The organism is Bacillus sp. TH25, from assembly GCF_016650935.1.
Lineage (GTDB): Bacteria > Bacillota > Bacilli > Bacillales > Bacillaceae_G > Bacillus_A > Bacillus_A mycoides.
Window position 1 is genome coordinate 256,471 of the sequence record NZ_JAEKEU010000039.1, and the last position, 11,876, is coordinate 268,346.

At 37.3% G+C, this 11,876-nt stretch carries 11 protein-coding genes; 8 read left to right on the top strand and 3 right to left on the bottom strand.

Translation table 11 applies throughout. The features are described from left to right. The first annotated feature begins 101 nt into the window (after positions 1 to 101). The gene (locus JFT89_RS25220) at positions 102 to 1,415 is read left to right on the top strand and encodes a DRTGG domain-containing protein (protein WP_002067504.1); all 1,314 of its coding nucleotides are present in this window, start codon (positions 102 to 104) and stop codon (positions 1,413 to 1,415) included. A gap of 213 nt (positions 1,416 to 1,628) precedes the next feature. After that, positions 1,629 to 1,892 carry a DUF3949 domain-containing protein gene (locus JFT89_RS25225; RefSeq protein WP_002034294.1) on the top strand — a complete coding sequence of 88 codons (264 nt, stop codon included), beginning with the start codon at positions 1,629 to 1,631 and terminating at the stop codon, positions 1,890 to 1,892. 8 nt (positions 1,893 to 1,900) lie between these two features. Here the strand turns inward: JFT89_RS25225 and JFT89_RS25230 are convergent, their stop codons facing one another. Further along, complete coding sequence (locus JFT89_RS25230; RefSeq protein ID WP_002088950.1) at positions 1,901 to 2,206, bottom strand: YtpI family protein; 306 nt, start codon at positions 2,204 to 2,206, stop codon at positions 1,901 to 1,903. Between the two features lie 315 nt (positions 2,207 to 2,521). Here JFT89_RS25230 and JFT89_RS25235 point away from each other — a divergent pair, with 315 nt between their 5' ends. Further along, complete coding sequence (locus JFT89_RS25235) at positions 2,522 to 3,454, top strand: DHH family phosphoesterase (RefSeq protein ID WP_002167586.1); 933 nt, start codon at positions 2,522 to 2,524, stop codon at positions 3,452 to 3,454. 52 nt (positions 3,455 to 3,506) lie between these two features. On the opposite strand, the gene ytrI is transcribed toward JFT89_RS25235, so the two are convergent. Then, on the bottom strand, positions 3,507 to 4,010 hold the full coding sequence (gene ytrI, locus JFT89_RS25240) for a sporulation membrane protein YtrI (protein ID WP_002088948.1): 504 nt from the start codon (positions 4,008 to 4,010) through the stop codon (positions 3,507 to 3,509). Next, positions 4,007 to 4,420, bottom strand: a complete 414-nt coding sequence (locus tag JFT89_RS25245) for a YtrH family sporulation protein (protein ID WP_002015507.1) — start codon at positions 4,418 to 4,420, stop codon at positions 4,007 to 4,009. Before JFT89_RS25245 ends, ytrI begins: the two co-directional genes overlap by 4 nt. 42 nt (positions 4,421 to 4,462) lie before the next feature. On the opposite strand from JFT89_RS25245, the gene dnaE reads away from it, so the two are divergent. From dnaE to accA, 5 genes are all read left to right on the top strand, one after another. After that, positions 4,463 to 7,795 carry a DNA polymerase III subunit alpha gene (gene dnaE, locus JFT89_RS25250; protein ID WP_201040881.1) on the top strand — a complete coding sequence of 1,111 codons (3,333 nt, stop codon included), beginning with the start codon at positions 4,463 to 4,465 and terminating at the stop codon, positions 7,793 to 7,795. 133 nt (positions 7,796 to 7,928) lie between these two features. Next, the gene (gene ystJ / locus JFT89_RS25255; RefSeq protein WP_161793975.1) at positions 7,929 to 9,137 is read left to right on the top strand and encodes an NADP-dependent malic enzyme; all 1,209 of its coding nucleotides are present in this window, start codon (positions 7,929 to 7,931) and stop codon (positions 9,135 to 9,137) included. Positions 9,138 to 9,151: 14 nt separating this feature from the next. After that, positions 9,152 to 9,796: a FadR/GntR family transcriptional regulator gene (locus tag JFT89_RS25260; protein WP_002129364.1), complete on the top strand. Its 645-nt coding sequence runs from the start codon at positions 9,152 to 9,154 to the stop codon at positions 9,794 to 9,796. 185 nt (positions 9,797 to 9,981) lie between these two features. Further along, complete coding sequence (gene accD / locus JFT89_RS25265) at positions 9,982 to 10,851, top strand: acetyl-CoA carboxylase, carboxyltransferase subunit beta (protein WP_002015500.1); 870 nt, start codon at positions 9,982 to 9,984, stop codon at positions 10,849 to 10,851. Next, entirely contained in the window at positions 10,839 to 11,813 is a 975-nt protein-coding gene (gene accA, locus JFT89_RS25270; RefSeq protein WP_000818787.1) for an acetyl-CoA carboxylase carboxyl transferase subunit alpha, read from the top strand. Before accD ends, accA begins: the two co-directional genes overlap by 13 nt. Positions 11,814 to 11,876: the final 63 nt, after the last annotated feature.

Sequence of the window (11,876 nt, forward strand, 5' to 3'; positions counted from 1 at the left end):
GTACAGGCATATAAAGAGAGAGTGTAACAGTTTTGAAAATATAGTATACTGAAAATACAACACATGAAGAATTTAGGGAAAAGAAAGTATGGTGAAACCATTTGGCTACCAAACATAATCAAATTTTAGAACATATTAATAGCCTGCCGGTAGGGCATAAAATTTCTGTGCGGCAAATTGCGAAAGATTTGAGTGTAAGTGAAGGGACAGCTTACCGTGCAATTAAAGACGCAGAAAATAAAGGATATGTTAGTACAATTGAACGTGTCGGAACAATTCGAATTGAACAAAAGAAGAAAGAGAATATCGAAAAACTGACATATGCAGAAGTCGTTAACATTGTCGATGGTCAAGTACTTGGAGGCAGAGAAGGGCTACATAAAACATTAAATAAATTCGTAATCGGGGCTATGAAATTAGAAGCGATGATGCGCTATACAGAAGCAGGGAACTTACTTATTATCGGTAACCGTACGAACGCACATCAATTAGCATTAGAAACAGGGGCTGCTGTATTAATTACAGGTGGATTTGATACAGAAGAGCATGTGAAAAAGTTAGCAGATGAATTGAAATTGCCAATTATTTCGAGTAGTTATGATACATTTACGGTCGCAACGTTAATTAACCGTGCAATTTATGATCAACTTATTAAGAAAGAAATTGTACTAGTTGAAGATATTTTAACACCAATTGAAGAAACACTATATTTAAAGCCTAGTGACATAGTGCAGAAATGGCATGAGTACAATGAAGAAACGATGCATGGACGTTATCCAATTGTTGATGAAAATAAAAAGGTGTTAGGTATTGTAACTTCAAAAGATATGATTGGTGTCGTGAAAGAAACACCAATTGATAAAGTGATGACAAAGCATCCAATTACGGTAAACGGAAAAATGTCTGTCGCAGCTGCAGCACGTATGATGGTATGGGAAGGTATTGAGTTACTTCCTGTTGTGGAAGAAGGGAATAAATTGCAAGGGATCATTAGTCGCCAAGATGTACTTCAGGCGCTGCAAATGATTCAACGTCAACCGCAAGTTGGGGAAACAATTGATGATATTGTAACGAACCAATTTATGACGCCGAAAGAAGCGAAAAATGAGCATTTGTATCAATTTTCAGTGACGCCACAAATGACGAATTCAATCGGGACGTTATCTTACGGTGTATTCACAACAATTGTGACAGAAGCAACAAACCGTGTCATTCGTGCGCAGAAGAAGAGCGATTTAATTGTTGAAAACTTAACCATTTATTTCGTTAAGCCAGTTCAAATTGATAATGTTGTATCAGTTCATCCGAAAGTATTAGAAATTGGGCGTAAATTTGGTAAGATTGATGTAGAAGTGCATCATGAAGGTAATGTTGTCGGGAAAGCATTACTTATGGTGCAATTGATCGATAAATAAAAAGATGGAACAAATCGCTTTGGTTTGTTCCATCTTTTTTGTTTTATTGGGTTTGGAAGCTGTTGTTAAAGATGTGGAAGAGTTTTAGCGGGAAATATATATATAAGGAGAGATGAATGTATAATTAGAAAAAACAGAATATTAATTCACTTAGATTGTATACTATGATATAATTAGATTGTAAGATAATGGATGTCGGAAGGGGGATGCATTATGTCATCAGAATTACTCTTTTTTGGTGGTATCGCACTCTTTTATTTCCTTGTGATGATACCAATTCAATACTTATACTTACAAGGATTAAATGAAAAAAAGAAACGAACAGGATTATCTCAGCAAGAACTATACAAACAGATGTCTTTTGGAGAAGAACAATTACATTTTCACGTGCAAGGTAATCCCTTTAATATACCATCTGCGTTTGTTGCATATATGATTTTGAAAGTGAAGGGACGTAAAAAAGCATCACAATGTTGATGCTTTTTTTACGTTGTTTTATAAGATTCGGCTTCTTTGACTGCTAATGGTAGAAAATGTTTATATTGGCGGAATCCATTAAATGTACTCGCGCTGCCAAGTAAAATAAACAAAACACCAACGATAATGCGTGCAGTTGAAAGTTCTAAAAAGAATTGGTTTATCCCAAAGAAGAGGACGAATAAGCCGAGTGCCATTGCGGATTTTCCAGAGAGCCAACCTTTCTCCATTGGACGGTTTGTACGAAAGAATTTTGTTTTGTAGAAGAGGTACAACACAAATGAGATGATAATACAAAAGACGAATACTGGCATAATACACGCTCCCATCGATTGGTATAAAAATAACAATTTAGAAAAAAGAAAAATCTAAACTTTCTAATTTTTATTATAAAGCAATTGTTCGCATGTATGAAATGTTTTCCGTTATAATGGGGGATAAAGTGAAACTTTAATTAGTGTGGGGAGATCCCACGTACTAATTATTAGCCCTCACCAATCGGGCTTTTACGTGCATCCAGGCTCCAAATTAATTTTGCCCCATTGTTTTTAATACTTTTGAGGTGGGAGTCTTACTACACGTTAATGCGGGATAAAATGAAGAAGTTGAATAAAAAGGAGATTATACATATGCATGAGCAAATTTTAGGAGCAATTAAAGAGTTTGATACAATTATTATTCATCGTCATGTACGTCCGGATCCAGATGCGTTAGGTTCTCAGTGCGGACTTGGTACAATTCTGCAAGAATCGTTTCCAGAGAAAAATATTTATATGGTTGGGTACAACGAGCCTTCTTTATCGTTTTTACGAGTAATGGATGATATTGAAGATAGTGTATATGAAGATGCACTTGTTATCGTGTGTGATACAGCGAACCAAGAGCGTGTTTGTGATCAGCGTTATGCAAAAGGAAAGATGTTAATTAAAATTGATCATCATCCGAATGAAGACCCGTACGGAGATATTACATGGGTGGATACGACAGCAAGTTCTACAAGTGAAATGATTTATGAATTTTACAGTTATGGAAAAGATAAAGGATTAACGATTTCAAAGGAAGCAGCTCGCCTTATTTTAGCGGGTATTGTTGGAGATACAGGTCGTTTCTTATTCCCAAATACAACAGCGAAAACACTTCGTTACGTAAGTGAGCTCGTTGACATGGATGTAAAATTCACAGATTTATACAATGAAATGTATAAAACGAAAGAAAAAATTGCTCGTTTAAACGGTTATATTTTACAAAACTTTACGATGGTAGAAGAAGGTGCAGCGTACATTAAATTAACGAAAGAGGTACTAGAAGAGTTTGATGTACTTTCTACTGAAGCATCTGGTGTTGTCGGAGCACTTGGTAATATTGATGGATTAAAGGCATGGGTTCTATTTTTAGAGGAAGATGATGTTATTCGTGTTCGTCTTCGTTCAAAAGGACCAGTTATTAATAAGTTAGCAATGCAATATAATGGCGGAGGACATCCGATGGCTTCTGGTGCAAAAGCATCTTCTTGGGAAGAAGCAGATCGCCTGTTTGCTGATTTACGTGAGCTGTGTAGATAAAAATTGTAGGTTGAACGAAAGAGAAGGAGAGGCACTGAAGCCCTCCTTTTTTTTATTTTTCTTTCTCTATATCAATACTAATTTCAAGTACGGTATCAAAAGAGACTGTGTCTACTTTAAAGCGGTATATACGATCGTAATGTTTGTACGTTTTATTTTCGATTACTTTTTTGAGCAGGTCTTTATTTTTTGCGATGCTTTGAATGTTTTTCGTTAAAAGATGCTGGAGATCATTATGGATAGAAGTGGTCATGTTTTCAAGTGTAAGATTGTCTAAATCGTATTTTTTTCGATTTATAATTTTTATTTTGATTTCTTGAATTGTTAAGAGCCGTTTATTTTCTGTGTTCAATTTCTCTTGGTCTTCGAGAAGGACGTGGAGTTTTGCTTCTTGTTTTTCGATAATTTCTTTTTGTTCTGCTATTTTACTAGTTTGTTCTTCTTGAAAAACACCGTATATGTACAAAAAAACAAACCAGCTCAACACTCCTCCAACAGCAGCGCCAGCTAAAACTAAATACCACCTTTTGGCTGTATTGGCACTGGGTACTCTCATACATGTTCCTGTGTAAGCCATTTAATAATAATAAGACCAGTTTGCATACCGCCAGTTGCAAAAAAAATAAGGAGAATTTGTTTTACGATATCTTTCATATCTCCGCCAAAGAAGCTTCTTTCAAAGCTATAAAAGGTATCGAACGTTCCGCCAATTGCTGCAACGAGTGCCCAAATTCTTAAATTTTGGGCGAATTGATTAATATAAGTTAGAGTTGGTTTTCCGATGAGAAATGCACCAAATCCGCCTATTAATGAACCACCAAGTATAACTCCAAAGGCAATAAAATAACTAATAATAAGCAGAGAGAAAAAAGTATGTTCTCTTACATCCATCGTCATTCCCCTTTCTTCTTCATATATATGGACAAAGTATGAGAAGTATGTTTTGATTTCCGCTTTCCTCATCACCTATAATAAAAGTAGTCACATAGGTAAAGAGAGGGTACAACAGTGAAGTTTGTGCATTTACAATGTCAAACCGTTTTTAGTTTATTAAAAAGTGCTTGTAAAATTGATGAGCTTGTCATTCGGGCGAAAGAGCTTGGATTTTCATCGCTGGCCATTACAGATGAAAATGTTATGTATGGAGTTATTCCGTTTTATAAAGCATGCAAGAAAAATGGTATACAGCCTATTATCGGCTTAACAGCTTCTATTTTTAGTGAAGAAGAAGAAAGGTCTTATCCACTTGTCTTACTTGCTGAGAATGAAATAGGCTATCAAAATTTATTAAAGATCTCTAGCAGCATTATGACGAAGTCAAAAGAAGGTATCCCGAAGAAGTGGCTTGCTCATTATGCGAAAGGGTTAATTGCAATTTCACCAGGGAAAGACGGAGAGATTGAACAGCTATTATTAGAAGACAAAGAGAGTCAGGCTGAAGAAGTAGCTCATACGTATCAAAATATGTTCAGCAATTTTTATATAAGTTTGCAGCATCATGCAATTCAAGATGAACTGCTTTTACAAGAAAAACTGCCTGAATTTATTAATAAGGTAAACGTTCCAGTCGTTGCAACAAATGATGTTCGCTATATTAATCAAAGTGACGCACTTGTTCATGAATGTTTATTATCTGTTGAAGGCGGAACGAAAATGACTGATCCAGATAGACCGAGAATGAAAACGGATCAGTATTATTTAAAGTCATCGGATGAAATGGGAGCACTATTTTCTCATGCTGAGGAAGCGGTTCAAAATACAATAACAATCGCGGAACGTTGCCAAGTAGAAATTCCTTTCCATGTAAATCAATTACCGAAATTTCCTGTTCCATCTAACGAGACGAATGATACGTATTTGCGCCGTGTTTGTGAAGAAGGCTTGCAGAAACGCTATGGTACGCCGAAAGAAGCGCATATAGGACGTTTGGATCATGAATTAAATGTTATTTCTCGTATGGGATTTAGCGATTATTTCCTCATCGTGTGGGACTTTATGAAATATGCACATGAAAATCATATTTTAACTGGGCCAGGCCGTGGATCGGCAGCTGGTTCACTCGTTTCTTACGTATTGGAAATTACAGATATTGATCCGATTGAATATGAATTATTATTTGAAAGGTTTTTAAACCCTGAACGTGTGACACTTCCAGATATTGATATTGATTTTCCAGATATAAGACGTGATGAGATGATTCGATATGTGAAAGATAAATATGGTCAGCTTCGTGTTGCTCAAATTGTAACGTTCGGAACTCTTGCAGCGAAAGCCGCAATTAGAGACATTGCTCGTGTAATGGGGCTCCTGCCAAGAGATATTGACATATTTTCAAAACTTATCCCATCAAAGCTTGGTATAACGTTAAGAGATGCATATGAGGAATCGCAATCGCTCCGTGAGTTTATACAAGGGAATCTGTTACATGAGCGTGTGTTTGAAATTGCAAAACGTGTAGAGGGATTACCGCGTCATACGTCTATTCATGCAGCTGGCGTTATTATGAGCCAAGAACCGTTAACGGGAAGTGTAGCGATTCAAGAAGGGCATAACGATGTTTATGTTACGCAATATCCAGCTGATGCATTAGAAGAACTTGGATTGCTCAAGATGGACTTTTTAGGCTTACGTAATTTAACGTTACTTGAAAATATTATAAAATTTATTGTTGAAAAAACTGGGAAACAAATTGATATAAGAAATTTACCTCTACAAGATGAAAAGACGTTTCAATTGTTAGGAAGAGGGGATACAACAGGTGTATTCCAGCTTGAATCAGGTGGTATGCGAAATGTACTTCGTGGGTTAAAACCGAATGAATTTGAAGACATAGTCGCTGTTAACTCGTTATACAGACCGGGACCGATGGAACAAATTCCAACCTTTATTGAATCGAAGCATGGGAAAAGACAAATTGAATATTTACATCCGGATTTAAAGCCGATTTTAGAAAGAACATACGGCGTAATTGTATACCAAGAACAAATTATGCAAATCGCATCGAAGTTAGCTGGATTTTCGCTTGGAGAAGCGGATTTGCTGCGCCGTGCAGTGAGTAAAAAGAATCGTGATATTTTAGATCAAGAACGTAAGCATTTTGTTCAAGGTTGTTTGGAAAACGGATACGATGAGACATCTTCAGAACAAATTTATGATTTAATTGTAAGATTTGCGAATTACGGTTTTAACCGAAGTCACGCTGTAGCTTACAGTATGATCGGATATCAGCTTGCATATTTAAAAGCAAATTATACGCTGGAATTTATGACTGCGTTATTATCAAGTGCAATTGGAAATGAAGATAAGATTGTGCAGTATGTACGAGAAACGAAGCGGAAAGGTTTTCACGTTTTACCGCCGTCTCTTCAGAGAAGTGGTTACAACTTCCAAATAGAAGGGAATGCGATTCGATATAGTTTACTTTCGATTCGGAATATCGGAATGGCTACCGTGACGGCATTACTCGAAGAACGAGAGGGAAAAATGTTCGAAGATTTATTTGAGTTTTGTCTTCGTATGCCATCAAAATTTGTAACAGAGCGAAATTTAGAAGCGTTTGTCTGGTCTGGTTGTTTTGACGGTTTTGGTGTTTCGAGGACGACGTTATGGAGAAGTCTTAAAGGAGCGTTGGAGTATGCAAATCTTGCACGTGATTTTGATTTAGGGGATGCTGTTCCGAAATCAAAATACGTACAAGGAGAAGAGCTATCCTTTATTGAACAGTTAAATAAAGAGAAGGAAGCACTCGGTTTTTATTTATCTAGCTATCCGACAGCGCAGTATGCGGAACTAGGAAAAGAATTAGAAATTCCATCTCTTGCTCAGGCGATGCGACATAAGAAAAAAGTACAAAGAGCGATCGTATATATAACAAGTGTGAAAGTTATTCGTACGAAAAAGTTGCAAAAGATGGCGTTTATTACATTCTGTGATCAAAATGATGAAATGGAAGCCGTTATTTTTCCAGAAACGTATATACATTTTTCAGACAGGTTACAAGAAGGTGCAATCGTTTTAGTTGATGGTACGATCGAGCAAAGAAATCATAAGTTGCAATGGATCGTGAATGGACTATATCCGCTAGAAGAAATGGATGTTTATGAAGGGATGAAAGAAGCGTCTGTTTACGTGAAATTGCCGTCTCAATATGAAAAAAAGCTTGTAAATCAAGTTACGAAAATATTGTTTGATTATTCAGGTTTTACGAAAGTACTAATTTATTATGAAAAGGAACATAAAATGGTACAATTATCTCGAAGTTTATCGATTCATCCAAGTGAAGAATGTCTAGGAGCACTTCGTGAAATTGTCGGTGACGAAAATGTCGTTGTGAAAATATAATGGACAATCTCCCTACACTTCGATTATTATAGTAGTAGTGTTCGTGGTCAGACCACTTGGAGAAATTGATATCAGCAAGCATAATTTGAGGAGAGTGGATAGTTTGTCAACACTTCGTGAAGAAGCACTTCACATGCATAAAGTGCATCAAGGAAAATTAGAAACTGTATCAAAAGTAAAAGTAGAAAATGCAAAAGATTTAAGTCTTGCATATTCTCCAGGGGTTGCAGAGCCTTGTAAAGAAATTTATGACGATAAAAGTAAGGTATATGAATATACAATGAAGGGAAATATGGTAGCAGTTGTGACAGATGGAACGGCTGTACTTGGTCTTGGTAACATTGGACCTGAAGCATCTCTTCCAGTAATGGAAGGTAAAGCTGTATTATTCAAGAGCTTTGCTGGTGTAGATGCATTCCCGATTGCCTTAAATACAAACGATGTAGATAAAATTGTTGAAACTGTAAAATTAATGGAGCCAACTTTTGGCGGTGTAAACTTAGAAGATATCGCAGCGCCAAACTGCTTCGTTATTGAAGAACGTTTGAAAAAAGAGACAAACATTCCAATATTCCATGATGATCAACACGGAACAGCTATCGTAACAGTAGCAGGCCTTGTGAACGCGCTGAAGTTAGTTGGAAAGAAAATGTCTGATATTAAAGTTGTCGCAAATGGTGCAGGTGCAGCAGGTATTGCAATCATTAAACTTTTATATCGCTATGGTGTACGTGACGTTATTATGTGTGACCGTAAAGGTGCAATCTATGAAGGTCGTCCTGTCGGTATGAATCCGGTGAAAGATGAAGTTGCAAAATATACAAATAAGAGTCGTATAGAAGGTTCTTTAGCTGACGTTTTACAAGGTGCGGACGTATTCATTGGTGTATCTGCAGCAGGTGCATTAACTGAAGAGATGGTTCGTACAATGAATGACGATGCAATTATTTTTGCAATGGCGAATCCGGTTCCAGAAATTATGCCAGAATTGGCAAAAGCAGCGGGCGCAGCTGTTGTTGGAACAGGTCGTTCTGACTTCCCGAACCAAGTAAATAATGTACTAGCGTTCCCAGGTATTTTCCGCGGTGCACTTGATGTACATGCGACACAAATTAATGAAGAAATGAAGATGGCAGCTGTACAGGCCATTGCAGAGCTTGTATCAGAGGATGAGTTGAATGCAGATCATATCATTCCAGCGCCATTTGACGCGCGTGTAGCGCCTCAAGTAGCGGCTTACGTTGCGAAAGCAGCAATGGAGACAGGAGTAGCTCGCCGTCAAGTAGATCCAAATGAAGTCGCTGAGAAAACAAAACAATTAGCGCTGATTGGTAAAGAATAAGCGAGGAATTTCCATTGACATCATCAAATACAAAAGTATATCTCGAAATTGTAAAAAAAATCCGTTCCATTATGGAAGAGGATTGTTTAGTAGCAGGGGATCGTTTGCCATCTGAGCGTGAGTTAAGTTCACGCTTAAATGTTGGACGTTCCTCTGTAAGAGAAGCATTACGTGCGTTAGAACTGGTAGGATTAATTGAAACGAGACGTGGTGAGGGAACGTTTATTCGAAACTTTTACGATAACGGTCTTGTACAATTAATTGCTCCGTTCTTGCTGCAAGATGAGAAAACAATTCGTGATTTATTACAAACAAAACGATTGCTTGAGAAAGATATGATTCGACTTGTATGTAATTTACCGAAAGAAACGTTTTCTGAAGTACTAAGTAAATTACACCAAGTGCTTGAAGAAAATGAAAGCTCAATTCCGGTGCTTCATCAAACGTTCTTTAAAACACTTATTGAACAATTCAATAATTATTTACTCTATCGCATTTGGATGATCGTAAATGATTACGTTGCAACTCTTTCTTGTGAAGTTTCAGGAGATTCTATCGAAATGTATAGAAAGCTTTATGCTACTTTGGAAGTGAAACAAGAAAATGATGCTTTAAAAATTTACGATGAATTAGTAGAGAATATACAGTTTCACTCGTAATGTATAAAATTTGTCGAAATGACCATGACACGTTATGACAAACATTCTACCGCATAGCGGTTAAAGTTAAACGTAAAGAGAGAGGTTATTAGACAGATTGAGAAGATAAGGCTAACATCAAACATTGGTGTTAGCCCCATTTTCTTCTTACGCTAACCTTAGCTCTCAATGAAGGGGGTCAAATTGTGCTAAGAGATTTATTCGTGAAAAAGAAAAAGTACGCTGCAATACCTTCAGAACAAGTACGAAAAGATGTACCAGATGGCGTTATGACAAAATGTCCGAAATGTAAAAAAATCATGTATACGAAAGAGCTTCTTAAAAATTTAAAAGTATGCGTGAATTGTGGATATCATCATCCGATGAATGCATGGGAACGCCTTGATAGTATATTGGACGAAGGTTCATTTCGTGAGTATGACAAAGAGATGGTTTCACTAAATCCACTTGAGTTTCCGGGATATGAAGAGAAACTAGAAAACGATCGTAAGAAGACTAAATTGAATGAAGCGGTTGTAACTGGTGAAGGAACAATTGATGACATGCTTGTTGTTGTTGCAGTAATGGATTCTCGTTTTCGAATGGGCAGCATGGGCTCTGTTGTAGGAGAGAAAATTGCCCGTGCGGTTGAAAAGGCATACGACTTACAAGTTCCATTTATTATCTTTACTGCGTCGGGTGGTGCTCGTATGCAGGAAGGGATATTAAGTTTAATGCAAATGGCAAAAACAAGCGTAGCTTTGAAAAAGCATAGTAATGCAGGAGGGTTATTTATTTCTGTTATGACTCACCCAACGACGGGCGGGGTTTCAGCGAGTTTCGCTTCACTTGGTGATTACAATCTTGCAGAGCCAGGTGCACTTATCGGATTTGCTGGTAGACGCGTAATTGAACAAACAGTGCGTGAGAAACTGCCGGAAGATTTCCAAACGGCAGAATTTTTACTAGAGCACGGTCAATTAGATGCGGTGGTGCATCGTGATGATATGAGAGAATCACTCCGTAAGATTTTAGAAGTTCATCAAGGAGGGGAAATGGCTGTATGGCAGAGCTAGAATTTGAGAAACCAGTTGTTGAGCTAAGAAATAAGATTCGTGAACTGAAAGACTATACGAAAAACAGCCAGATGGACTTCAGTGAGGAGATTCGTATTTTGGAAGACAAGCTAGAAAAACTAGAGGAAGATATATACGGCAATATGAAAGTATGGGACCGTGTTCAAATTGCTCGTCATGCAGAACGACCGACAACGCTCGATTATATTGAGCACTTATTTACTAATTTTTTTGAATGTCATGGAGATCGCCTATTTGGCGACGATGCAGCGATTGTCGGCGGCATTGCGAAATATAAGGGGATGCCCGTAACTGTAATTGGGCACCAACGCGGAAAAGATACGAAAGAAAATATTCGTCGTAATTTTGGGATGCCTCATCCAGAAGGATATCGAAAAGCACTGCGTCTAATGAAACAAGCGGAAAAGTTTAATCGTCCCATTATTTGTTTCATCGATACGAAGGGAGCTTATCCTGGTAAAGCAGCTGAAGAACGTGGACAAAGTGAGGCAATTGCCCGTAATTTATTTGAAATGGCGGGTTTAACTGTACCTGTTATTTGTATCGTTATCGGTGAAGGTGGTAGCGGTGGTGCGTTAGGTCTTGGAGTAGGAGATTACATTCATATGCTGGAAAATTCCACTTATTCTGTTATTACACCAGAGGGTGCGGCGGCGATTCTTTGGAAAGATGCTGGTAAAGCAAAAGAAGCTGCAGAAGCGATGAAAATTACAGCATTAGATTTGAAAGAATTAGGTGTAATTGACGAAATTATTCCAGAGGCAAAAGGCGGAGCACATCGTAATGTTTTGAAACAATCAGAAAATATAGATTTAATGCTTAAGAAAACTTTTGAACAATTAAGCGGAATTTCGAAAGATGAATTAATCGAAAAACGTTATGAAAAATATATGAAAATTGGGCAAGTTTCGTTTTCAAACGCTTCCATTGGGATAAAATAAGAAAAGCGTGCGTTCCTCTTCGCGAATGCACGTTTTTATTATGAAAAGACACATCTTCTCCAT